23 protein-coding genes are annotated in these 24,083 nt (G+C 42.0%); 16 read left to right on the forward strand and 7 right to left on the reverse strand.

Translation table 11 applies throughout. From position 1 onward, the window contains the following. Positions 1-7: 7 nt before the first annotated feature. A complete protein-coding gene (gene lnt, locus IUZ65_RS12695; protein ID WP_195705110.1) occupies positions 8-1,525 on the forward strand; it encodes an apolipoprotein N-acyltransferase in 1,518 nt (505 codons plus the stop codon). 116 nt (positions 1,526-1,641) lie between these two features. Here lnt and IUZ65_RS12700 read toward each other — a convergent pair whose 3' ends face one another. Continuing rightward, positions 1,642-2,112 (reverse strand): zinc ribbon-containing protein, encoded by a 471-nt coding sequence (locus IUZ65_RS12700; protein WP_195704064.1) that lies wholly within the window; start codon positions 2,110-2,112, stop codon positions 1,642-1,644. Between the two features lie 147 nt (positions 2,113-2,259). Between IUZ65_RS12700 and leuS the strand changes: the two genes are divergently transcribed. From leuS to IUZ65_RS12765, 13 genes are all read left to right on the forward strand, one after another. Next, positions 2,260-4,833 carry a leucine--tRNA ligase gene (gene leuS / locus IUZ65_RS12705; RefSeq protein ID WP_195704065.1) on the forward strand — a complete coding sequence of 858 codons (2,574 nt, stop codon included), beginning with the start codon at positions 2,260-2,262 and terminating at the stop codon, positions 4,831-4,833. Positions 4,834-5,000: 167 nt separating this feature from the next. Beyond that, positions 5,001-5,594: an LPS assembly lipoprotein LptE gene (locus tag IUZ65_RS12710; protein ID WP_229638173.1), complete on the forward strand. Its 594-nt coding sequence runs from the start codon at positions 5,001-5,003 to the stop codon at positions 5,592-5,594. A gap of 8 nt (positions 5,595-5,602) precedes the next feature. After that, a complete protein-coding gene (gene holA, locus IUZ65_RS12715) occupies positions 5,603-6,640 on the forward strand; it encodes a DNA polymerase III subunit delta (RefSeq protein WP_195704067.1) in 1,038 nt (345 codons plus the stop codon). Between the two features lie 50 nt (positions 6,641-6,690). Next, positions 6,691-7,008 (forward strand): ribosome silencing factor, encoded by a 318-nt coding sequence (gene rsfS, locus IUZ65_RS12720; RefSeq protein ID WP_195704068.1) that lies wholly within the window; start codon positions 6,691-6,693, stop codon positions 7,006-7,008. Positions 7,009-7,010: 2 nt separating this feature from the next. Next, positions 7,011-7,481: a 23S rRNA (pseudouridine(1915)-N(3))-methyltransferase RlmH gene (rlmH, locus tag IUZ65_RS12725; protein ID WP_195704069.1), complete on the forward strand. Its 471-nt coding sequence runs from the start codon at positions 7,011-7,013 to the stop codon at positions 7,479-7,481. A gap of 6 nt (positions 7,482-7,487) precedes the next feature. After that, a complete protein-coding gene (gene mrdA, locus IUZ65_RS12730; RefSeq protein WP_195704070.1) occupies positions 7,488-9,374 on the forward strand; it encodes a penicillin-binding protein 2 in 1,887 nt (628 codons plus the stop codon). Then, complete coding sequence (rodA, locus tag IUZ65_RS12735; protein WP_195704071.1) at positions 9,374-10,495, forward strand: rod shape-determining protein RodA; 1,122 nt, start codon at positions 9,374-9,376, stop codon at positions 10,493-10,495. The genes mrdA and rodA overlap by 1 nt, the downstream gene beginning before the upstream one ends. Further along, a complete protein-coding gene (locus tag IUZ65_RS12740) occupies positions 10,495-11,280 on the forward strand; it encodes a septal ring lytic transglycosylase RlpA family protein (protein WP_195704072.1) in 786 nt (261 codons plus the stop codon). The genes rodA and IUZ65_RS12740 overlap by 1 nt, the downstream gene beginning before the upstream one ends. Before the next feature lie 127 nt (positions 11,281-11,407). Continuing rightward, positions 11,408-12,580, forward strand: a complete 1,173-nt coding sequence (locus IUZ65_RS12745) for a serine hydrolase (protein ID WP_195704073.1) — start codon at positions 11,408-11,410, stop codon at positions 12,578-12,580. Between the two features lie 117 nt (positions 12,581-12,697). Further along, positions 12,698-12,967, forward strand: a complete 270-nt coding sequence (gene ybeD / locus IUZ65_RS12750) for a DUF493 family protein YbeD (RefSeq protein WP_195704074.1) — start codon at positions 12,698-12,700, stop codon at positions 12,965-12,967. Between the two features lie 152 nt (positions 12,968-13,119). After that, entirely contained in the window at positions 13,120-13,770 is a 651-nt protein-coding gene (gene lipB / locus IUZ65_RS12755) for a lipoyl(octanoyl) transferase LipB (protein ID WP_195705111.1), read from the forward strand. Further along, a complete protein-coding gene (gene lipA / locus IUZ65_RS12760) occupies positions 13,767-14,732 on the forward strand; it encodes a lipoyl synthase (RefSeq protein ID WP_195704075.1) in 966 nt (321 codons plus the stop codon). The genes lipB and lipA overlap by 4 nt, the downstream gene beginning before the upstream one ends. Positions 14,733-14,850: 118 nt before the next feature. Then, entirely contained in the window at positions 14,851-15,180 is a 330-nt protein-coding gene (locus tag IUZ65_RS12765) for a hypothetical protein (RefSeq protein WP_195704076.1), read from the forward strand. Positions 15,181-15,278: 98 nt separating this feature from the next. On the opposite strand, the gene glyA is transcribed toward IUZ65_RS12765, so the two are convergent. Then, positions 15,279-16,529: a serine hydroxymethyltransferase gene (glyA, locus tag IUZ65_RS12770; protein WP_195704077.1), complete on the reverse strand. Its 1,251-nt coding sequence runs from the start codon at positions 16,527-16,529 to the stop codon at positions 15,279-15,281. Between the two features lie 342 nt (positions 16,530-16,871). Between glyA and IUZ65_RS12775 the strand changes: the two genes are divergently transcribed. Then, positions 16,872-17,471: a YitT family protein gene (locus IUZ65_RS12775; RefSeq protein WP_195704078.1), complete on the forward strand. Its 600-nt coding sequence runs from the start codon at positions 16,872-16,874 to the stop codon at positions 17,469-17,471. Between the two features lie 89 nt (positions 17,472-17,560). After that, the gene (locus IUZ65_RS12780) at positions 17,561-18,706 is read left to right on the forward strand and encodes an amidohydrolase (protein ID WP_195704079.1); all 1,146 of its coding nucleotides are present in this window, start codon (positions 17,561-17,563) and stop codon (positions 18,704-18,706) included. Positions 18,707-18,743: 37 nt separating this feature from the next. On the opposite strand, the gene treC is transcribed toward IUZ65_RS12780, so the two are convergent. The 5 genes from treC to gmhB all read right to left on the reverse strand — a co-directional run bounded on the left by treC (position 18,744) and on the right by gmhB (position 23,952). Further along, on the reverse strand, positions 18,744-20,426 hold the full coding sequence (treC, locus tag IUZ65_RS12785) for an alpha,alpha-phosphotrehalase (RefSeq protein ID WP_195704080.1): 1,683 nt from the start codon (positions 20,424-20,426) through the stop codon (positions 18,744-18,746). Positions 20,427-20,482: 56 nt separating this feature from the next. Then, positions 20,483-21,907 (reverse strand): PTS trehalose transporter subunit IIBC, encoded by a 1,425-nt coding sequence (gene treB / locus IUZ65_RS12790; protein ID WP_195704081.1) that lies wholly within the window; start codon positions 21,905-21,907, stop codon positions 20,483-20,485. Positions 21,908-22,143: 236 nt separating this feature from the next. Further along, complete coding sequence (treR, locus tag IUZ65_RS12795) at positions 22,144-23,091, reverse strand: trehalose operon repressor TreR (RefSeq protein WP_195704082.1); 948 nt, start codon at positions 23,089-23,091, stop codon at positions 22,144-22,146. Beyond that, positions 23,091-23,366 (reverse strand): MliC family protein, encoded by a 276-nt coding sequence (locus IUZ65_RS12800; RefSeq protein ID WP_195704083.1) that lies wholly within the window; start codon positions 23,364-23,366, stop codon positions 23,091-23,093. Before IUZ65_RS12800 ends, treR begins: the two co-directional genes overlap by 1 nt. Positions 23,367-23,397: 31 nt before the next feature. After that, complete coding sequence (gene gmhB / locus IUZ65_RS12805) at positions 23,398-23,952, reverse strand: D-glycero-beta-D-manno-heptose 1,7-bisphosphate 7-phosphatase (RefSeq protein ID WP_195704084.1); 555 nt, start codon at positions 23,950-23,952, stop codon at positions 23,398-23,400. Positions 23,953-24,083: the final 131 nt, after the last annotated feature.

Consider the following 24,083-nt stretch of genomic DNA (forward strand, 5'->3'; position numbering starts at 1 on the left):
TTAGATGATGACAAAAAAATATCATCGCCTATTGCGGCCTATCTTGGCCGCTTTTGTTGGCGCTTCCACCACTCTTGCATTTGCCCCCTATCAAATATGGCCGATGGCATTTATCAGCCCTATTATTTTTATTCTACTCATTCACAACAAGACGTGGAAAGCGGCTGCATTTTCTGGCTTTATGTTTGGTATTGGTCAGTTTTCGGTCGGTATTAGCTGGGTACATATCAGTATTGACACCTTTGGTGGCATGCCTAAACTCGCCAGTCTTTTTTTAATGATTCTATTGGTTTCGTACCTATCAATTTATCCGGCATTATTCGCAGGGCTTACAAATCGATTCTTCCTTGAAAACAATAAAACACGTTACTTACTAGCAATTCCATCTTTGTGGCTATTAACTGATTTGGCCCGAGGTTGGGTAATGACTGGATTCCCATGGCTTTTACTGGGCTACAGTCAGCTTGAATCGCCTCTTTCCGGCTTAGCGCCAATCGGTGGTGTCCAACTCATAACATTAGCGATAATGTTGAGCTCTAGCGGTATAGTTTGGGTGCTAGTAAAGCGTAAACCGATCGGTCTCGTCCTTCCTTTAATTATATTTTTAAGCGCCTACGGCCTTAAACTAGTTGATTGGGTCGTTCCAGATGAATCTACTCGTACTTCATTTGCTCTAATTCAAGGTAATGTTTCTCAAGAAAAAAAATGGTTACCGAGTGAACGTTGGCCAACCTTAATGAAATTTTTGGACCTAAGCCGAGTCAATTGGGACGCTGATATTGTCATTTGGCCTGAAGCGGCTATACCTGCTTTGGAAAAGGAACTACCCAGTTTTCTACTTAATGTTGATAAAGCGGCCCGAATGAATGAAACCGCCCTCATTACCGGTGTCGTAACACAAAATTCGTCCGGAAATTATCATAACAGCGTAGTAACCTTAGGTGACACACCGTCAGGTGAATACAATTACGATACCCAACCTAGATACAATAAACACCACTTGCTTCCATTTGGAGAGTTTGTACCATTCGCAGACATACTCCGCCCTATAGCGCCATTATTCAATCTGCCCATGTCTTCATTTAACCGTGGTGATTTAGTACAAAACAACATCGTGGGCAAAGGCCGATATTTTGCCACTGCACTCTGTTACGAAATCATTTTTGGAGAACAGGTTAGAAAAAACATCAATCAAAACACAAACTTCATTTTGACCTTGTCTAACGATGCGTGGTTTGGGGATTCAATAGGGCCCCTTCAACACATGGAGATCGCTCAGATGAGGGCATTAGAAACCGGTAAGCCTGTTATTCGTGCAACCAACAATGGCGTAACGGCCATTACCGATTACAAGGGAAAAATCATCGCACAGATCCCGCAATTTGAAACGGCGGTGTTAAGAGCAGAAGTGACATCAAGCAAAGGAAGCACCCCCTTCCTCACCTTAGGTTCATGGCCTATGGTCATGTTTTTAATCATGTCCTTAGTAATCTCGTTATCTAAATTCGCATTGACCCGAAAATAAAATCAATAATGAGACTTCTTTCAAAGCCGATATTGATTTCAAAGAAGAGAGCCTCACCATTGAGGACCTCTTCTTTACGTTTTATTTTTACACAATGATACTTAATTGAATCAGTACTACGGTTTCAAAGAAACTCGAGTAAACGCCTGTCCACCGCACTTACTGCATGAATGGACGGTTGTAGGGTGAATATATCGCGTTTTTTGGCCACACTTCTCACAAATCAAATGACCCAGGCCAATCACATCACCAACTTGGTAGACGCCTTGATGCTCCAAATCTTCAAATAACTCCACCCACTCTACTTTAGTACGATCGGTAATATCGAGTAGAGCTTGCCATATTGAATCGGCAACCATGATGGAGAATGGGCTTTCTTTGCTTTCTTGATAATTATCTGCAAACTCTTTCAAATCTGATTTAACATAGGCCGAAACAAGAGCGATTTCGTCCTTAGTCATATCACTCGCTGCGTGAGCTACCTCTCCAGAGGTTTCTAGTGCCTTTTTAAGTTCCTCTGGGCTCTGCTTCAGTGCTTCAACTACCTCTTCGAACTTCTCTTCATAACCTAGTTTGCGCTTTGGCATGGAGTACCTCCGTTATATTCCGTCGAGTTCGTACAATCTTATCTTTATTGTAGCTTGTTGTACGTGCTTGCTTTAGGTATTCTATGCCGATCAATACAAATCTGATCGAACCGATCTCACATATTCCAAGATAACCGGATTTCATAGATGCAAGAGCAATATAACCCGCAAGAGATTGAACAAAAAGTTCAAAAGCACTGGGATGACAATAAAACATTCGTCGTAACCGAAGACCCAAGTAAAGAAAAATTTTACTGTCTCTCCATGTTCCCTTATCCAAGTGGCCGACTCCACATGGGTCACGTGCGTAACTACACTATCGGTGATGTAGTCTCTCGTTTCCAGCGTCTACAAGGTAAAAACGTTATGCAGCCTATTGGCTGGGATGCGTTTGGTTTGCCTGCAGAAAATGCCGCAGTAAAAAATAAAACGGCACCCGCGCCTTGGACATATGAAAACATCGAATACATGAAAAACCAGCTTAAATTGCTCGGTTTTGGCTACGATTGGAAGCGCGAGTTCGCTACCTGCACGCCTGAGTACTACCGCTGGGAACAAGAATTTTTCACTCAGCTATACAACAAAGACTTAGTTTATAAAAAAACCTCTTCCGTTAACTGGTGCCCTAACGACCAAACCGTTCTTGCTAATGAGCAGGTAGAAGACGGATGTTGTTGGCGCTGTGACACCCCAGTAGAACAAAAAGAGATCCCGCAGTGGTTTATTAAAATCACGTCATACGCTCAGGAGCTTCTTGACGAATTAGACAACTTAGACGGTTGGCCTGAAAAAGTTAAGACCATGCAGCGTAACTGGATTGGTCGTTCTGAAGGTGTAGAGCTCACATTTGAAGTTAGCAACCAGGCCGACTTAGAGGTCTATACAACTCGCCCAGACACCTTAATGGGTGTAACTTATGTCGCCGTCGCCGCTGGTCACCCTCTGGCGACACTCGCAGGTCAAAACAATGCTCCACTTGCCCAGTTCATCGATGAATGTAAAAACAACAAAGTCGCCGAAGCTGAACTCGCAACGATGGAGAAAAAAGGAATGGACACTGGCCTCAAGGCTGTCCATCCCCTTAATGGCCGAGAAGTACCCATCTATGTCGCCAACTTTGTACTGATGGATTATGGTACTGGTGCAGTAATGGCCGTACCAGCGCACGACCAACGTGACTACGAATTTGCAACCAAATATGGCCTAGACATTGCACCAGTGATCAAACCAGAAGATGGTAGTGTGCTCGATGTTTCTGAAATGGCCTACACCGAAAAAGGCGTGCTATTCAATTCTGGCGAATTCGATGGTCTCGCATTTAAAGACGCTTTTGACACGATTGCAGCAAAGCTAGAATCTGAGAATAAAGGCAAGAAAACCGTCAATTTCCGCCTTCGTGATTGGGGTGTATCCCGTCAACGCTATTGGGGTGCACCCATCCCAATGGTCACGACACAAGATGGTATAGTTCATCCTGTGCCAGCGGATCAACTACCAGTTATCCTACCAGAAGATGTGGTGATGGATGGCGTAACTAGCCCGATTAAAGCAGACAAAGCGTGGGCAGAAACGACCTTTAATGGTGAACCAGCTCTACGTGAAACGGACACATTCGACACCTTTATGGAGTCATCATGGTATTACGCGCGCTACTGTTCACCACACGCGGATGAAATGCTTGATTCCGATGCGGCTAATTACTGGTTACCCGTTGACCAATATGTCGGCGGCATTGAACACGCATGTATGCACCTGCTCTATTCTCGCTTCTTCCATAAACTGCTTCGTGATGCAGGAATGGTTAAGAGCGACGAACCGTTTAAGAAACTACTTTGCCAAGGTATGGTGCTTGCAGATGCTTATCACTACACCACGGATAAAGGAACAAAAGTCTGGGTTTCTCCAACAGACGTTACTATTGAGCGTGATGAGAAAGGTCGTATTGTTCAGGCAGTAGATATGGATGGTAACGAGGTTGTTCATACTGGCATGACGAAAATGTCTAAGTCCAAGAACAACGGTATCGATCCCCAAGAGATGGTGGATAAATATGGCGCAGATACAGTGCGTTTATTTATGATGTTCGCCTCTCCTGCCGATATGACCTTAGAATGGCAAGAGTCTGGTGTTGAAGGTGCAAACCGTTTCCTTAAACGTGTTTGGAAACTGGTTAACGAACACACATCAAAAGGGGCTACCGAAGCGTTAGATAGCTCTGCATTGAGTGGCGATCAAAAGGCGTTACGTCGTGATGTACATAAAACCATTGCCAAAGTAACGGATGATATTGAACGTCGTCAAACATACAATACCGCGATTGCCGCCATCATGGAATTGATGAACAAATTAACAAAAGCACCTCAAGACACGCAGCAAGACAGAGCCATTCTTGATGAGGCCTTAAAAGCGGTTGTTTGTATGTTGTACCCTATTACACCGCATATCTCTTATGAGCTATGGGAAATATTGGGTGAATCAGCAATAGACACGGCCATCTGGCCAACAGCTGATGATAAAGCGATGGTAGAAGACGAAAAACTTATTGTTGTACAGGTCAATGGTAAACTTAGAGCAAAACTTACCGTTGCTGCTGACGCAACCAAAGAATACGTTGAAAGCCTTGGATTAAATGACGTGAATGTAACTAAATTCACTGATGGTAAAACCATTCGTAAGGTTATCTATGTACCGGGTAAACTACTTAATATTGTTGCGAACTAATTCGTTCGAGAACTTAATTAAGGTTTAGCGGTCAATAAACAGGATGTGCATTCATCCTGTTTATATTTATCTAATCGGAATTAGAACACTAGATTCTTATTAGATAAATATAAAAAGCAGAGAGTATTTTTGTGAAACCAATTTCCTTCAAAATTTCAATCAAAGTTATGGTTGTTGTACTATTTTCAGTGGTGTTATCTGCCTGTGGTTTTCACCTACGTGGGGACTATTTAATACCTGACGAAATATCAAAGCTTTCCTTCACCAGCTTCGATAAATATAGTCAATTAACTAGAAATGTAGATGCCAAACTTAGGTTAAATAACATTCAAGTGGTGCCTCCTTCCGAGAGCATTCCAAATTTACATCTGGTCAGTGAAAGCGTCAGTGAAAGCACGTTATCCTTATACCAAAACAGCCGTGCAGCTGAAAAAGCACTCACTTATAACACCTCTTATCGGATCACAATTCCAGAACTTGGCACAAAGACTTACTCTACTACTGTCACCCGAAATTATTTGGATAATCCAAGTACTGCGTTAGCAAAATCTGTGGAAAAAGACATGATTGAGGATGAAATGCGTCTACAAGCCGCCTCTCTAATTATGCGACAAATGGCGCGAGTAAAACAGCAAATCATTGAAGGTGAAATGGTATTCGATACTGAAGAAAACGTCGATACCAACCTTTCTAGCCCAACTGAAACTATTGCAAACGACAAAGAAGTCACCTCCTCACAGATTGAAATTAAAAGCGAGTAATTGACAAAATGCGAATCTTTGCGGACAAGCTACTTGATCAACTAGGCAGACAATTACATAACTGCTATCTCGTTTTTGGGAACGAGCCTCTGCTCATACAAGAAAGTCGCGACGCCATTATTGCCACGGCAAAAATGGCGGGGTTTGATGAAAAGCATAACTTTACCGTGGATGCTCAGATTAATTGGAATGATGTTGTTGACTGTTGCCATGCCTTGAGCTTATTTTCAAGCCGACAAATCATCGAATTAGAGGTTCCGGAAGCGGGCATCAATGCAGCTGCTTCTAAAGAGCTCATTCAATTAGTCGAAAGCCTTCATCCTGATATTTTGCTGCTTATTGTCGGCAGTAAATTGACAAAAGCGCAAGAAAATGCAAAGTGGTTTAAGACATTAAACCAACAAGGTGTCTGGGTAAATTGTCTTTCTCCTGATGTTCAAAGATTGCCTCAGTTCATCCAAAATCGATGTCAAAAACTCAAACTTAAACCCGATACCCAAGCGCTTCAAATGCTTGCACAATGGCATGAAGGCAATCTACTCGCGCTCGTTCAAAGCCTTGAAAAACTGACTCTGCTTTATCCTGATGGTGAGCTTAACCTAGTTAGAATTGAAGAGTCACTGAGCAGACATAATCACTTTACACCATTTCACTGGATGGATGCGTTGCTAGCCGGAAAACCCAACCGAGCACAACGTATTCTTCGTCAATTGCAGTTAGAGGGTATCGAACCTGTCATTTTATTGAGAACCTTCCAACGTGAAGTAAGTCTGATAACAGAACTGAAAAATGAATCATTACATACTTCTATCAGCTCTGTTTTTGATAAACGCCGCATTTGGCAAAGCAAACGCCCTTTGTATAGCGCAACACTACAACGATTAGAATTGATTCAAATACGCCGAATATTCAAAGGGCTGAATCAAGCAGAAATAACGACGAAAACCCAATATAACGATTCAGTTTGGCCAATCATTGCACAACTTTCATTGGAGTTCTGTTCTTCCGTCCCAGCCGTATTTCCAGACCTGCCAATTCAAAGATAAAGAATGTTATAATCTCTTGTGAGCACTTTTAATTTTAATGAGGTATTAATTTGTTAAGCGACGACCTAAAAACATTTCTCGCCAATAAAGCAGACGACATGAAAGCAGAAGATATTGTTACCATCGATGTCGTTGGAAAATCTAGCGTCACTGATTATATGATAGTCTGCACAGGCAGTTCTAAACTCCATGTATCCTCTATTGCGAACAACATGGCATCAGAAGCAAGTAGTATTGGTTTATCATCGTTGGGTATCGACGGTGAAAAAGAAGGTGAGTGGGTAGTATTAGATATGGGCGATGTCATGGTACATGTTATGCAGAAAGAACATCGTGAACTATATCAACTAGAAAAACTCTGGAGCTAACGTTGAAGATTCAGCTGATTGCTGTTGGAACTAAAATGCCTAAATGGGTAGAAGAAGGATTCAACGAGTATAAACGCCGTTTTCCCCATGATATGCCTTTAGAGTTGACAGAAATCACCGCAGGTAAAAGAGGCAAGAATGCGGACATCACAAGAATTCTGCAAAAGGAAGGTGAAGCCATGCTTGCGGCTGTACCAAAAGGAAATCGAGTTGTCACCTTAGACATTCCCGGAAAACGGTGGGATACAGAGCAATTAGCACAACAACTAGAAAATTGGAAATTAGACGCGAGAGATGTCTCAATCTTAATTGGTGGCCCCGAGGGGTTGTCTCCTGCCTGCAAGGCTGCAGCCGAACAGAGCTGGTCTCTTTCTCCTCTAACACTGCCGCACCCCTTAGTCAGGGTTATCATGGCTGAAAGCTTATACCGGGCTTGGAGCATCACTACAAACCATCCTTATCATCGAGAATAGAGTGACATGAGACGTAGACGCACTCAAATTCGCGACCATCAAATAGAATCTCGACTATTCAAAAGTAGAGCTGTCATTTCGTTTTTTGGTATTGTAGCGATGATAGCGGTACTGATTGGTAATTTGTACCATATTCAAGTCAATCAATATCAAGATTATAAAACTCGTTCAAACGATAACCGCATAAAAATAGTTCCTATCGCACCAAATAGAGGGTTAGTTTATGACCGGAACGGCAAAATATTAGCCGAGAATAGACCTGTTTTTAATCTGGAACTCATCCCTGAGAAGATCGAGAACATCGAAGAAACGCTGATTGAACTGCAAAAAATACTCGATATCCCACCAGAGAGAATCCAAGCGTTTCACAAAGAACGAAGACGTGTACGTCGCTTCAAATCTGTTCCGTTACTTACCCAGTTAAACGAACACCAAGTGGCTATTTTCTCTGTCAATCAGTATCGGTTCCCGGGCATCAAAGTTACTGCGACGTTAAAACGATTCTACCCATATGGGTCTGCACTCACCCATGTTTTAGGCTACGTATCTAGAATCAATGATCGTGATGTACTGAAACTTGCGAGGGAAGGAAAAGAGAGTAATTACCAAGCGACTCGTGACATCGGCAAACTCGGTATAGAGCGCTACTACGAAGAAGTATTGCATGGCACCGCAGGCTATCAAGAAGTTGAGGTCAATAGTCGCGGGCGAGTGATTCGAACCTTGAAATATATCCCACCTATCCCGGGAAAAGATTTGGTTCTTAACCTGAATATAGATGTTCAACTATACGTCTATAAACTGTTAGATAACCGACGTGGTTCAGCAGTAGTACTCGATCCAAAAGACAACGGAATCCTAGCGATGGTATCGACACCAAGCTATGACCCTAATGCATTCGTCCACGGCATTTCAAGTAAAGCCTACAATAAGCTACTTAATAATAAAAATCGCCCCTTGGTTAACCGAGCGACTTTAGGCATATATCCTCCAGCTTCAACCGTGAAACCTTTCATCGCTGTTGCTGCACTGCAAGAAGGTATCGTGACGCCCTATACCACTCGAAACGATCCGGGCTTTTGGAAAATACCAAATTCAAAGACTAAACCATTTAGAGATTGGTTACGCTGGGGGCACGGCCGAATTAATATTACTCAGTCTATTGAAGAATCTGTCGACACCTTTTTTTATCAAATAGCATACGACTTAGGCATAGATAGACTGTCATCTTGGATGATGAAATTCGGTTTTGGCGACTATACCGGTATCGATATCCATGAAGAAAGCAAAGCGAATATGCCAAGCCGTGAATGGAAGATGGCTCGCCACAGAACACCTTGGTACCAAGGTGATACTATTCCGGTTGGTATCGGACAAGGTTACTGGACTGCAACGCCAATGCAGATTGCAAAGGCAACCTCAGTGTTGATTCATAAAGGCGTAGTCATACCTCCTCATTTACTAAAGGCGACAATAGATAATACGACCGATACAGAAACCATCACACCCGAACCCATCGATGCATATCCTCCAATATTGGGCGTCCCTGACAAGTATTGGGATATTGCAATAAAGGGGATGAATCTGGTCAACCATGGCAAAAAAGGCACCGCACGCAGAGCGTTTCAAAAACTAGGTTATCAAAGCGGGGGTAAATCGGGTACTGCACAAGTCTTTGGATTAAAAGAAGACGAAGAATACAACGCGGAAGAACTTGATGAGTACCTGAGAGACCATGCTCTCTTTACTGGATTCGCCCCTCTAGAGGACCCGCAAGTTGTCGCGACAATTGTGTTAGAAAATGCTGGAGGGGGCTCGACTAACGGAGCACCTATCGTGCGCAAGATATTTGATAAAGTCATATTAAATAAAGAAGATGGAGAGGAAAAGTAATGAAACTAGATCCATCTACTGGGAAAAGCCGTGTTTTCTTTGAAAGGTTTCATGTTGATCTTCCTTTACTACTAGGCTTAATCGCCGTAATGATATTTGGCCTCATGGTCATGTACAGCGCAAGTGGTCAAAACTTAGCGATGATGGAGCGCCAAGCAATGCGAATGATTTTGGCGCTAGGCGTAATGATTTTACTGGCTCAAATATCCCCACGTACTTACGAAGCTTTTGCGCCTTTTTTGTTCATTGTTGGGGTAACATTGCTATTGGGTGTACTCTTTTTTGGTGAGTCATCAAAGGGGGCTCAGCGCTGGCTAAACATAGGGTTTATACGCTTCCAACCTTCAGAACTGCTCAAGCTTGCCGTCCCATTAATGATAGCCAGATTTATTGGTAAACAGTCTCTCCCTCCCTCATTCAAGACGCTAATAATTTCATTAGTTATGGTCTGTGTACCGACCATATTGATCGCAAAACAGCCTGATCTAGGCACCTCTATTCTTATCGCAGCATCAGGTATATTCGTTATTTTTCTAGCAGGGATCAGTTGGCGTTATATCTTTTCAGCGACGCTTGCCGTCGGTGCATTTGCCCCCATTCTTTGGTTTTTTCTGATGCGCGAGTACCAAAAAGTGAGAGTACGTACTCTTTTTAATCCAGAGTCTGACCCATTGGGTGCTGGGTATCATATTATCCAGAGCAAAATCGCAATTGGGTCAGGTGGTATAGCCGGAAAAGGCTGGTTACAAGGAACCCAATCTCAATTAGAATTTTTACCTGAGCGACATACTGACTTTATCTTTGCAGTCATCGCTGAAGAGTGGGGTATGCTAGGCATTCTTAGCTTATTTGCTCTTTACCTGTTCATTATTGGTCGAGGTTTATATCTTGCCAGCCAATCTCAATCCGCTTTTGGCAGAATGATGGCAGGAAGTGTCATGTTAAGCTTCTTCGTATACATATTTGTAAATGTAGGAATGGTCAGTGGCATACTACCTGTTGTAGGTGTTCCATTACCGCTTATCAGTTATGGTGGCACATCCATGGTTACGCTAATGGCTGGCTTTGGTATTTTGATGTCTATCCATACCCATAGAAGCATGTTATCAAAAGCGACATAATGACAATAAAACAGACAATACTCAGTACACTTTTAATTCTTTTATTGGCTGCCTGCTCTAGCTCCGGCGGCCGTTACTCGATATCCAATGATGTGGGCCCAGAAAAACCAATACAGCTCGACCATATTGAAGATGCCCACCCTGTCTATGAACCTTTTAGTCGAGGCGGAAATCGAGATTACAAACTACGCGGTGGTTCATACAAAATCATTAAGAATCCCGATGGTTTTAAGCAGAGCGGACAAGCCTCTTGGTACGGTAAAAAGTTCCATGGGCACCTCACTTCAAATGGTGAAGTCTATGACATGTACTCCATGTCTGCAGCACATAAGACCTTACCTATACCAAGCTACGTTAAGGTAACCAACAAAGACAATGGTAAAAGCACCATTGTCCGTGTCAATGATCGCGGGCCATTTCACGATGGGCGGATTATCGACCTTAGCTATGCCGCGGCTTACAAGTTAAATGTCGTGAATACGGGAACCGCAAATGTTGATATAGAGTACATATCGACAAAACCTCAGACACCTTCGTCCAAGATACCAAAAGTAACCGCTGGTTATAGTATTCAAACGGCCTCATCAAATCATGAAGAAAGAAGTCGAACTTTAGCTAAGAATATTGGTCAAACTCTTTCAATGAAGACCTATGTCGAGCCAAATAACGAGATCTATCGAGTTCTCGTTGGCCCATTTACAGACTATTCAGATTCCGTAGATGCGTTAGAGATATTGAGAACAAATGGATACCCGCAGGCCTTTATTAGAAAAAACAAAAATTAACGTATATCATGCAGTACTAGCGAATTGACGGAATTTTTGTCATAGTGCATCCAGAATTGCTGTCGAAGCTGTAATATTAAGGCTTTCGGCTTAAATAGTTTTATAACCAATAAAATTGATATTACAGATGAATAAATCGAAACTTACTTTTAAATCATTGCTTCTCGCGACAGCTGCACTATCTGCTCCATTTTCATATTCAGCGCCTATTGTCGTTCCCGATGCGCCTCAGATAGCGGCTAAAGGCTATGTGCTTATTGATTTCAACTCTGGAAAGGTTATTGCTGAAAAGGAAAAAGACACCCAGCTTTCTCCTGCAAGTTTAACTAAGATGATGACCAGTTATGTTATTGGCCAAGAATTAGCTCGCGGCAACATATCGTTGCAAGACGAGGTTGTCATCAGTAAAAATGCGTGGGCTAAAAATTATCCTGATTCATCGAAAATGTTTATCGAAGTAGGCACCACCGTTAAGGTTGAGGATCTAAATCGAGGTATCATTGTTCAATCTGGTAACGATGCCTGTGTTGCGATGGCTGAACACGTGGCAGGTTCTGAAGACGCGTTCGTTGACCTCATGAATGCGTGGGCCAATTCAATCGGCATGTCTCGTACTCACTTTGCCAATGTTCACGGCTTGGATCATAACGAACTCTATTCAACACCTTACGACATGGCACTTCTTGGTCGCGCGCTAATTCGTGATGTACCAGAAGAGTATGCGATTTATAGCGAAAAACAATTTACCTTTAATGGCATAACACAGTACAACCGTAACGGCTTATTGTGGGATAAAAGCATGAATGTGGATGGCATTAAAACAGGCCACACAAGCAAAGCTGGATACAGCCTAGTCAGCTCAGCAACAGAAGGTAAAATGCGCCTTGTTGCCGTAGTAATGGGAACGAAGAGCGAAAATGCGCGTAAAGCAGAAAGTAAAAAACTGCTCAATTACGGATTCCGTTTCTTTGAAACCGTTGCTCCACATAAAGCGGGCGAAACCTTCGTTAGTGAGCGTATTTGGATGGGTTCACAAGAAAACGTTGCCTTAGGTGTTGCGAGAGATACTTTTGTTACTCTACCTCGAGGCCAAGCTAAGAACCTAAAAGCGAGTTTCGTGCTAGAAAAAGAACTCACCGCGCCAATTAGCCAAGGTGATGAAGTTGGAAAGCTTTACTATCAGGTCGATGGTGAAGATATCGCTGAATACCCACTACTTGCACTAGAAGATGTCGATAAAGGCGGCGTCTTTAGTCGTCTAGTTGACTACTTTATCCTTCTTTTTAAGAGCTGGTTCTAAAGACTAGCGATGAACAAATTGTATTAAAAGGTCACTTAAATGTGGCCTTTGTTTTTCTTGAGATTGATCTTTTTTGAGCGTAATATGCGCTGCTAAATAAAACCTCTGGAGTAATTCATGCAAGAACAACCAACGCTTAAAGACCTGTTAGAGTTTCCTTGCCAGTTCACCTACAAGGTTATGGGTTATGCTAAACCTGAGCTACCAGAACTGGTTTTACAAGTGATTCAAAAATACGCACCTGGTGATTATAGCCCTACGATAAAACCGAGCGGAAAAGGGACATACAATTCTGTTTCTGTAACGATTACAGCAACATCTATCGAGCAGGTGGATTCACTTTATAAAGAACTCGGTGAAATTGATATCGTTCGAATGGTTTTATAAACAAACAAAGTCAGTTCATCATAAAAACAGCGGCCTTTGCCGCTGTTTTTGATTCCAATTCATACAGAAAATCTAATAGTCGAAGTACAAAAAGAAGTTTATAATGTGTTTACTTTATTAACTGTCATTACAAGGCTATCCGCTTGTCTAACATTGAAGATAATCTAATTGTTCGAAATCTTGGTCTTAACGACTACGAACCAATTTGGAAAGCAATGCATGAATTCACTGATAATCGCAATGACGAAACTGTCGATGAAGTCTGGTTAGTTGAGCACAACCCTGTATTCACACAAGGCCAAGCAGGTAAAGAAGAACACCTACTTAATACAGGTGATATCCCTGTTGTTCAAAGTGACCGTGGTGGTCAAGTTACCTATCACGGGCCCGGTCAGTTAGTTGCCTATTTTCTTATTAACCTACGTAGAAAAAATATTGGTGTTCGGGAGCTGGTTACCAATATAGAAAACCTCGTTATTAATACCTTGGCTAAATTTGATATAGAATCATCGGCACGTCCTGACGCGCCCGGTGTCTATTCCGATGGTAAAAAAGTATGCTCTCTCGGACTAAGAATCCGAAAAGGCTGCTCCTTTCATGGCCTAGCGTTAAATATCGATATGGATCTTTCACCCTTTTTGCGTATAAACCCTTGTGGATATCAAGGCATGGAAATGGTACAAATAAGTGAACTTGGCGGCCCTAGCAATGTTGAACTCGTTGGCGCAACGTTAGTTGAAGAGCTACTTTCCTTGCTTAACTACGAGCATGTCGACCTAATAAAAGAAAACAATAAATCATGAGCAAACCAATTCAAATGGAAAAAGGCGTTAAATATAGAGACGCTGATAAAATGGCATTGATACCAACTAAAACAGTGCCCGTTGAAAAACATGAAGTATTACGCAAGCCAAAATGGATGAAAATAAAGCTACCTTCTGACAGCCAACGCATTCAAGAGATCAAGTCTGCTATGCGTAAAAACAAACTTCATTCTGTTTGTGAAGAAGCGTCTTGTCCTAACCTAGCAGAGTGTTTTAACCACGGTACTGCTACCTTTATGATCTTGGGTGCCATCTGTACTCGACGCTGTCCGTTTTGCGATGTTGCTCATGGCAGACCAATAACACCAGACAACAATGAACCTCAGCATCTTGCACAAACAATTAGCGACATGAAGCTAAAATATGTTGTGGTGACTTCCGTGGATCGCGATGATTTACGAGACGGCGGCGCTCAGCACTTTGCGGATTGTACCCGCGAAATTCGTGCGAAAAGCCCTGGTATAAAAATAGAAACGCTCGTGCCTGATTTTCGTGGTCGCATGGACGTCGCGCTTGAAGTGCTAAAAGATAACCCACCGGATGTTTTCAACCATAACCTTGAGACTGCACCTCGTCTATATAGAAAAGCTCGCCCAGGTGCAAATTATAAGTGGTCATTAACGTTACTACAGAAATTTAAGGAGCTGCATCCTGACGTACCAACTAAGTCGGGGTTGATGATGGGCTTAGGCGAAACAAAAGAAGAAATCGTTGACGTTCTGAAGGACCTTCGAGCCTATGGTGTAACCATGCTAACCATTGGTCAATACTTATCTCCAAGCCGCCATCACTTACCCGTAGAACGTTATGTGCCGCCAGCTGAGTTCGATGAACTCAAAGAGATAGCATTAGAGCTTGGATTTACTCATGCGGCTTGTGGTCCCTTTGTTCGCTCCTCGTACCATGCAGATATGCAAGCCAAAGGCGAAGAAGTAAAATAACTGAGACAAACATTCAGAAAGACGACTTAAATTGGTGATCTTTTTGTATTCGCAACGTAAATTGTATATAAGTTCGGTAACAATAAGTAATTAGTAGTGTTTTAAAAGGAATTTAGGTATGCAGAAGTTAGGTTTATTAAGTTTTTTATCACTTATCCTTGTGGGTTGTTCTACGCAAAACACTCAACAAGATAACTATTTAGATGCGTCGTTTGAGTTGTGTAATACCGAAGTAAGAACCTACTCTGTTAGCGATGATGGTCGAGTAAGGATCATCTGTGAAGATGACTCGAAGTTCACTATGAACAGTGAAGCTACTTTAGAAATCATGCGTGACATCAATATCGATTATTGTACGGGTGAGGGCCTTTCTAAGTTTAACGAAAGTCGCCGTTACTACTCGTTCCAATGTAAATCTGGTTCGACGATAAGTATCAACAAAGAATAACCATAAATTCAACACAAATAAAAACGCGAGCCTCATTTAAGCTCGCGTTTTTTATTTGTGCCTAAAAATAGGGTTATTTAAACCCTATTTTATTTTACTTAAGCGTATACAGGTAACCGCTTACAGATATCTAGCACTTTTCGTTTCGTTGCTTCAATAACCGTTTCGTCGTTAATGTTATCCAAAACGTCACACATCCAACCCGCTAAAACCTTAGCATCTTCTTGCGTAAACCCACGGCGTGTAATTGCAGGAGAACCGACACGAATACCAGAGGTAACAAATGGACTGCGAGGGTCATTAGGCACTGAGTTTTTGTTTACGGTAATGTTGGCTGCACCTAACGCTGCATCCGCTTCTTTACCTGTAATATTTTTATCAATTAAATCGACAAGGAATAAGTGGTTTTCTGTTGAACCCGATACAATATTGTAACCACGTGCAATAAACTCAGACACCATCGCTTTTGCATTCGCAATAACACGCGCTTGATACTCTTTGAATTCTGGCTCCATCGCCTCTTTGAACGCAACCGCTTTCCCGGCAATAACATGCATTAGAGGGCCGCCTTGGCCTCCTGGGAATACCGCTGAATTCAGTTTCTTATACATGTCTTCACCAGCGTTCGATAAAATCAAACCACCACGAGGACCTGCAAGTGTTTTATGCGTTGTTGTCGAAACAACATGAGCATGCGGTAATGGAGTTGGGTATACACCAGCGGCAATTAGACCCGCAACGTGCGCCATATCAACAAACAGATACGCGTCAACTTTATCAGCAATTTCACGCATACGTGCCCAATCAACAACCTGAGAATAAGCAGAGAAACCACCGATAATCATTTTAGGTTTATGTTGAACAGCCAACTGCTCCATCTCGTCATAGTTGATTTGACCAGCTTCATCGATACCGTAAGGGATAATGTTATAGTGCTTGCCGGAGAAGTTTACTGGTGACCCATGAGTCAGGTGACCACCGTGTGCCAAGCTCATACCTAACACGGTATCCCCAGGCTTCAGTAAAGCCATATAAACGGCACTGTTTGCTTGTGAGCCAGAGTGAGGTTGCACGTTAGCGTACTCACATTCAAATAACTGGCATGCACGATCAATTGCAAGCGATTCAGCCTTATCTACATACTCGCAACCACCATAATAACGCTTGCCCGGATAACCTTCGGCATATTTATTGGTTAACTGAGATCCTTGAGCTTCCATGACTCGTGGACTGGTGTAGTTTTCTGAAGCAATTAGCTCGATATGCTCTTCCTGACGAAGAGTCTCTTCCTGTATTGCAGCATATAGTTCTGCATCATAATCAGCAATGTTCATGTCACGCTTTAGCATCTGTATCTCCTGACTCAGATAATCTGAAATTCTAAAAAACCACACATCCAACCAACGCAAACGTTTACGATGGTGTACTAAGTGGCGATATTCTACATAATTTGATCTATATCAGAAAGCAACTTAAGCAAAATAATCATGTGATTTTTTCATCTTCCATTTGAATTAAGTTCATATCAATAAATGACAGAAGTCTGTCAACACTAAACTGTCAACTTCTTCCTTTACAGTGTGTAAAGTGTAACTTACACACTGTACCTTCAAATTTAGCCTCCAAGCTACCGAAAATACAAATTTTTATCTACTATTCTCACCATTAAATACCGCAAAAAAAGAAAAATGATGCAAAAACACTCAATAAGAGAAGACTGGATAGCGATACTTACTGGTACGTTTTTAACGGCTCAGGGCATATTTTTTCTTCAATCTGCAAACCTCATTACTGGAGGAACAGCTGGCCTTTCGTTACTATTAAGTCAGTTAATACCATTTAGCTTTGGTACCTTCTATTTTTTGACAAATATTCCTTTCTTTATCTTAGGTTGGCAACGGTTTGGCGCTCAGTTCGCTCTTAATAGTATTGTCTCATGTGGGCTTGTTTCACTGTTTGTCGACCACTTAGATAGAGTGATCAACATCGAATCATTAAACGACATATATTGTGCCATTGCCGGCGGGTTATTGATGGGGCTAGGTATGTTAATTTTATTTAGGCACCGTTCAAGCTTGGGTGGTTTCAATATTTTTTGTCTGCTTGTGCAAGATAAAACTGGCATTTCTGTTGGCAAGACACAGCTCGCCATTGACACCACTATTTTATTCTCGTCTTTCTTCTTTATAACCCCAACGATATTAGCCATTTCAGTACTCGGTGTGGTTGTACTTAATATTGTATTAGGAATGAATCATAAGCCATCTCGCTATACGGTAACCTATAGCTGAGAGTAAGGTTACGAATAAAGATAAACATTGTGCTGTTAGTTTTTCTAAGTAAAGTAATGGAATACTAGCGACTTATTTGGATTAACAGCATGGATGCCACGTTAAATACTCGTCATTTCGACCCCGTTGAATTTAGAAAAAAACTGCACCGTCAACCGGAACTATCAGAGCAAGAAAAACAGACATCCACCATTATATTCGCACAATTGAAAGACTTCGGGTTATCACCCGTCGGTCAAATAGGTGGATACGGCATAGTCTGTACTGTTGATAGTGGCAATGCAGGTGACACGACCTTGCTGCGAGCAGATTTCGATGCCTTACCTATCTGTGAAATAGCACAACATGACCATGTGTCCGAATACTTGGGCGTAATGCATGCCTGTGGACATGATGGCCATACAAGTTCGCTTTTGTTGGTCGCCGAACATCTTTCACAACACCGACCTAAAACAGGCAAAGTGATTCTGTTATTTCAACCAGCAGAAGAAACAGGAACAGGGGCTCTCTCCATGCTTAATGATGAACCGTTATTATCATTAAAGGTTGATCATGTCTTCGCTTATCATAACCTGCCCGGTTACCCACTTAATCAGATCTTGGTAAAAGAAGGGACATTCGCCTGTGCTTCTACTGGCGTATTAATCGAGTTTGAAGGCAAGACCTCTCACGCTGCAAGGCCCGAAAATGGCTTCAACCCATGCCAAGCAATGGTCGAAACCGTGCAGTATTTGCAAAGTATTTCACAACAATATCCAGAGGCATTCAGTTTAGTCACAATAGTACATGCAAGGCTTGGAGAAGAAGCGTTCGGTATATCTCCTGGGTATGCAAAAGTAATGGCAACCATGCGCAGTGAGTGCAACCAGACCTTCTCAAGCATGAAAACTGATCTGCTATCGATGCTAGACAAACTACAAAAAGAAACAGGGATTAATGTAAAAATAGAGTGGGATGAACCATTCAAAGCGGCCATCAATTCTACCGAACATAGCCAACTAATTTTCCAACAAGCTAAGCGCCTAGGTATGTCAGTAGTAAAGCTTGATGAACCCATGTGTTGGTCCGAAGACTTTGCCGAGTTTTTACTCCGATGGAATGGTGCGCTGTTCTGCATTGGCAGTGGTGAATCTCATCCTGAATTACACAACCCAGATTATGATTTCCCAGATGATATAATGAAAACAGCCAGCCAACTATTCGTTTCAATTGTTGACCGACTGCATTCAATTTAAAAACCGAGGAGCTCTAGGGTCTATTGGTCTTTCGAGGCTATTTTGCCGCGATTAAAACAACTCGTGTTTCATAGGGTCGTAATGACATCTTTCCTTCAACAGCGAGGCAGATACCATCACTATAATTACCTATCAAATACTGTGCATTAACCAGGTCAATATGTTCAGGTAATGTGCATTCTGTTGGTTCAGCGTAGTAGTTATTTACGCAGATAAGTGTCTGTTCTTTGTTGCTACGGGCATAGCAGAAAACCTGTTTGTCATCAGGCATCAAATCTAAATAATCACCATCAGTAATTACCTGAATGTCTTTACGCAGCGTTAGTAGCTTCTTATAAAAGTGAAACACCGAATCAGGTGAATTGACCGCCAAGTCAGCATTGACGTCAATGTAATTTGAAGCAACACCTAACCACGGATTTGCTTTAGAGAATCCGGCAAACACCTTGTTATTCCATTGCATCGGTGCTCTGGAATTATCTCTCGACTTGTGAGACAGAATATCCAACATATCATCCTTATCGATACCTCGTTCGTTAACCATAATGTCATAGATGTTGGTACTTTCTACATCACGGTATTGTTCAATCGAAGTGTACTTCGGATTCGTCATCCCGATTTCTTCACCTTGATAAATATACGGTGTCCCTTGCATCATATGTATCGAGGTAGCAAGCATTTTCGCAGATTCAATTAGGTACTCTGTATCATTACCTAAACGGCTTACAATACGAGGCTGATCATGGTTACACCAAAACAACGCCCCCCAACCTTTCCCGTTCAACCCGCTCTGCCAATGACTAAATATCTGTTTTAATTCTATAAAATCAAATGGTTTTTTAGTCCATTTATCACCATTGTTATAGTCAACTTTCAAATGATGGAAGTTAAACACCATAGACAATTCTTTCTTATCTAAGGAAGAGTACTGTTGGCAGTGTTCCAGATTGGTCGATGACATTTCTCCCACGGTTACACTGCCGTATTTCTGAAAAACATCGCGGCTGATCTCTTGAAGGTACTCGTGAACCTTGGGTCCATCGGTATAAAATCGACGCCCATCACCAGCATAATCATTAGGAAAATCTTGTTGTTTAGATATCAGGTTAATGACATCTAAACGGAATCCATCAATGCCCTTTTCTGCCCAAAAACTGATTACATCTTTAACTTCTTGACGAACTTTGGGGTTCTCCCAATTCAAATCCGCTTGTTCTTTAGCAAATAGGTGCAGATAATATTGATCTGTTTTCTGGTCTAACTCCCACGCATTGCCTCCAAACTTGGATTGCCAATTAGTTGGCGGTTGTCCTTCTATCGGGTCTTTCCAGATATAGTAATCTCGATACTCACTCTCTATATTACCAAGTGCAGCTTGAAACCACTTATGCTCTGTTGACGTATGATTTACGACAATATCCATGATTATGCGAATACCTTTTTGATGTGCTATAGCAAGCAATTCATCAAAATCAGCCATGGTTCCAAATTCTGGGTTGATAGCGTAATAGTCTGAAATATCATAGCCATTATCTATCATTGGAGACTGATAAACTGGCGTCAACCAAATAGCATCAACGCCCAAAAGTTTAAGGTAATCAAGTTTACTCGTTATACCTTTAATATCCCCAGTACCTTTTGATCCACTATCACAAAAGCTTTTAGGATAGATTTGATAAATTGCTGCGGTACGCCACCACTCTGCCGTATTCATAATCATCTCTCTAATTTATCTTTACAAAAATGGAGTGGCCAATCTGACCACCCCAAAAGGGCTTATGCACTTGCGACTTCTAATTCGCCTTTTAACTGTGCTCTTTTGTAGAAAAATAGAGTCAATGTTATAGGTAGTAAGATAGCAACCAACATGGCAATTGCGTATATCGTCCAGTATTGAGGTTGAATAGAAAGGATACCGGGTAAGCCACCAACACCTATCCCGTTAGCCATGACACCAGCACTACCACAAATTGCCGCTGCAACCGCCGACCCAACCATCGCACTCAGCATTGGGAATTTATACTTTAGATTGATGCCGTACATTGCCGGTTCTGTTACGCCCAAATAGGCAGAGATTGCCGCAGGCACAGATATATCACGTTCGCCATTTTTACGGCTGATAATGATGATACCGACGACCGCAGAAGCTTGTGCGATGTTAGAAAGTGCGATAAGTGGCCAAATCGGTGTTCCACCAAGCTCTTGCATCAATTGCAGGTCAACGGCGTTAGTCGTATGGTGAACACCCGTAATAACAAGTGGCGCATACAAGAAGCCGAATACCATAGCACCAAGTATTGCGAAATCGCCCGTCATTGCGACTTTCGCAGCAAACGCGACACCATTACCGATAACGCGGCCAAAAGGGCCAATTAGGGCATGTGCAAGTACTACCGAAAGAATAATCGACACAAACGGTACGACAACAAGATACAAATACGATGGGACAATTCGCTTAAGGTTCGTTTCAATGAAAGCCAGTGCCACACCCGCAAGCATCGCTGGGATAACCTGAGCTTGATAGCCTACTTTTTCGATAACAAACAACCCAAAGTCCCATACTTCTGGCGCCGCTTTACCTATCATGTAAGCATTCATCAGTTGCGGCGACACTAAGGTAACACCAAGTGTAATACCAAGTATCGGTGTCCCACCTAGCTTCTTAACCGTGGACCAACAAACCCCAACAGGGAGGAAGAAAAATATCGCTTCACCGATCAACCATAGGAACGAATGTACCGTCGCCCAAAACTGACTAATCTGCGTAAGGGTTTGGCCATCAAACATCTTGATGTCGCCAATGACATTCCTGAAACCTAAGATCAAACCACCAGTGATAATAGCGGGTAGCAGAGGCACGAAAATTTCGGCTAAATGGGAGATGCCTCTCTCTAAGATATTCATATTTTGACGAGCAGCCACTTTTGCTTCATCTTTTGACGAGGACGACTGGCCCGTCATTTCAATTAGTATTTTATATACCTCATCAACTTCCGTTCCGATAACGACTTGAAATTGACCGGCATTGGTAAAACAGCCTTTGACTATTTTTAAGGTTTCTAGACCTTTAACATCTGCGATTTCAGTATCTTGCAATACAAAACGTAAACGCGTTAGACAGTGACTGACACTGGCAATATTATCTCCACCGCCTACTAACTCTATAAGACGTGCAATATCTTCTCTTGCAATATTACTCATTATTCTCACCCTTTTATAACTTATTAAAGTCTATACCAAACCCCAAAAAATTAACGCTTATCATCACAGACATTGAGGTTGAAAAACAAAACAAACAATTAATGGGAACATTCCCACTAACGGAAAGTATAATGCACGATTATGTGTAAATATAAAATGGGAACAGTCCCATTAATTGAGCAAGGTCACATCTGATCTTATTTATATCAATATAAACAAGACGTTAGATATTCAATCTAATTAATTGGGATTTGAGTGATATGTTTTTCCGTTTTATCCCCTAAAAGCTGGGATATCAGCATGTTAGCGGCATAACAGCCCGCTTCTTCATAGCCAGGGTCAACGCTGAACGTGTTAGGAAAAAGAAAGGAAAGTAGTTGATTGCCACCCACACCAGTCACCATCACTTCATCTCGTGAAAGCTCTTGTAATCTTTTAATCACACCTAGAGCTAAGGAGTCACTGGCGCAAGCAATCGCTTGAGTTTTTTCATTTAAAATTGAATCGACCTGTTGATAAGCACTTTCGTGACTCAATTGACCGGTGCTATAACAAGGCGTAGTGCCGTTCTTTTTACACCAATCTAAATAGGCATTTAGACGAGTCTCACCGGTTGATTTATCGCTTATATCGACACCGATATAAGCCACTTCCGATAAAGAATGGTTCTTTATATGCTCCAGTGCTTTTATAATCACACCCGCGTTATCGTAATCGACCGACGAGATACCTTCCACATCCATGGCAATGACGACGATTTTGCTTTTCCATTCAACCAGACGAGAAATATCACAGCCAGTAAAACCAAAAAGGATAACACCATCAACATTTCGCTTTTTGAGTACGTTTAGATGGTCGTTGGTTTTATCTTTATCAAACTGACTCTCCATGATAACCACATCGTATCCGGCACTATAAAGTGTATCGAGGATACTACTGACGGCGCTATTTTCGGAAGGAGAATCTAGACGAGAGATAATAACACCAACAACCTTCTGGCTACCTCCGCGCATAGACTGCGCTGATTTCGACGGTACATAACCAGACTCTGCAATTATTTTCTCTACCCGTTCACGGGTATCCGGCTTCACTTTAGGGTCATTGGTTAATACACGAGAAACCGTTGACTTACCAACACCAGAAAGTTTTGCAATATCATGAATAGTCAATTTTTTTGTTGGCATCAATTCATTACCTGATCGCAATTTACAACCGTATCCGAACTAAGTGTCAACATGGCTCGGGTTCCCTTTAGCCAAAGCAACAATTCACGGTCCGTGTTTTGATATTTGCTTCCCGAAGCCGCTGGAATTTGTTTTAGTGCGATACGTTTATGCGCCATGACTATTTCTGCTGTATTTTCGTCTATAGTTGACACCGTAAACTGCGTTCCGTTATTGCAAACATAGAACGGTTCTATGGTCGAACTGCATCCAACCAACACCATAATTATTGACATAAAAAGCCACTTTATATTCACACTAAAACCTTTATATCTGTTCAAGGTATGCTGGTACGTCTTTAATACTGTTAAGTACCGTCGAGGCAATAGATGCTCCCTTGTCTGTCACTGGCTTGCCGGTCCTGACTAATATTTTAGTGCCAACACCAGCCGCTTCCGCGGCCATCATGTCCTCCGCTTTATCACCGACCATAACCGAATTCTTCATGTCAATCTTTAAGAAATCACGCGCAGAAAGAAACATGCCAGGCTTGGGTTTACGGCAATCACAGTCTTGTTTATATTCACCAATACCATGCTCTGGGTGGTGCATGCAGTAATAGATCCCATCGAACTCAACACCGTTATCGACAAAGTTCCAATCCATCCACTCAGTTAATGAGAGAAACCTATCTTCGCTAAACAACCCGCGGGCAACACCGGATTGGTTCGTGACCAAAACCAAAAGATACCCCATCTGTTGTAATTTATTTGTCGCTTCAAAGACGCCGTCGATGAATTCAAAATCATGTTCATCATGAACGTACCCATGATCGACATTAATCACACCATCTCGGTCTAAAAACACAGCAGGTTTAGCCAAAGCGTTATCCTCATTAGATATTTAGATCGAAATTATTGCACGCTTTACAACGCTAATCACCATTTATCCTCAAACAACAAGGTTTGTTTAATGTCGTTTTATCGCGTTTAGAACGCCGTAACATCCAAATA

The organism is Vibrio sp. VB16 (genome assembly GCF_015594925.2).
Lineage (GTDB): Bacteria > Pseudomonadota > Gammaproteobacteria > Enterobacterales > Vibrionaceae > Vibrio.

Excerpts from the sequence above, each read along its gene's own strand:
- IUZ65_RS12700 (WP_195704064.1), bottom strand. The coding sequence starts at position 2,112 with ATGCCAAAGCGCAAACTAGGTTATGAAGAGAAGTTCGAAGAGGTAGTT.
- IUZ65_RS12775 (WP_195704078.1), top strand. The coding sequence starts at position 16,872 with ATGCAAAAACACTCAATAAGAGAAGACTGGATAGCGATACTTACTGGT.
- holA (WP_195704067.1), top strand. The coding sequence starts at position 5,603 with ATGCGAATCTTTGCGGACAAGCTACTTGATCAACTAGGCAGACAATTA.
- treC (WP_195704080.1), bottom strand. The coding sequence starts at position 20,426 with ATGATTATGAATACGGCAGAGTGGTGGCGTACCGCAGCAATTTATCAA.
- IUZ65_RS12740 (WP_195704072.1), top strand. The coding sequence starts at position 10,495 with ATGACAATAAAACAGACAATACTCAGTACACTTTTAATTCTTTTATTG.
- IUZ65_RS12765 (WP_195704076.1), top strand. The coding sequence starts at position 14,851 with ATGCAGAAGTTAGGTTTATTAAGTTTTTTATCACTTATCCTTGTGGGT.
- mrdA (WP_195704070.1), top strand. The coding sequence starts at position 7,488 with ATGAGACGTAGACGCACTCAAATTCGCGACCATCAAATAGAATCTCGA.
- lnt (WP_195705110.1), top strand. The coding sequence starts at position 8 with ATGACAAAAAAATATCATCGCCTATTGCGGCCTATCTTGGCCGCTTTT.
- rodA (WP_195704071.1), top strand. The coding sequence starts at position 9,374 with ATGAAACTAGATCCATCTACTGGGAAAAGCCGTGTTTTCTTTGAAAGG.
- leuS (WP_195704065.1), top strand. The coding sequence starts at position 2,260 with ATGCAAGAGCAATATAACCCGCAAGAGATTGAACAAAAAGTTCAAAAG.
- IUZ65_RS12780 (WP_195704079.1), top strand. The coding sequence starts at position 17,561 with ATGGATGCCACGTTAAATACTCGTCATTTCGACCCCGTTGAATTTAGA.
- treB (WP_195704081.1), bottom strand. The coding sequence starts at position 21,907 with ATGAGTAATATTGCAAGAGAAGATATTGCACGTCTTATAGAGTTAGTA.
- IUZ65_RS12800 (WP_195704083.1), bottom strand. The coding sequence starts at position 23,366 with ATGTCAATAATTATGGTGTTGGTTGGATGCAGTTCGACCATAGAACCG.
- glyA (WP_195704077.1), bottom strand. The coding sequence starts at position 16,529 with ATGCTAAAGCGTGACATGAACATTGCTGATTATGATGCAGAACTATAT.
- lipA (WP_195704075.1), top strand. The coding sequence starts at position 13,767 with ATGAGCAAACCAATTCAAATGGAAAAAGGCGTTAAATATAGAGACGCT.
- ybeD (WP_195704074.1), top strand. The coding sequence starts at position 12,698 with ATGCAAGAACAACCAACGCTTAAAGACCTGTTAGAGTTTCCTTGCCAG.
- IUZ65_RS12745 (WP_195704073.1), top strand. The coding sequence starts at position 11,408 with ATGAATAAATCGAAACTTACTTTTAAATCATTGCTTCTCGCGACAGCT.
- IUZ65_RS12710 (WP_229638173.1), top strand. The coding sequence starts at position 5,001 with ATGGTTGTTGTACTATTTTCAGTGGTGTTATCTGCCTGTGGTTTTCAC.
- treR (WP_195704082.1), bottom strand. The coding sequence starts at position 23,091 with ATGCCAACAAAAAAATTGACTATTCATGATATTGCAAAACTTTCTGGT.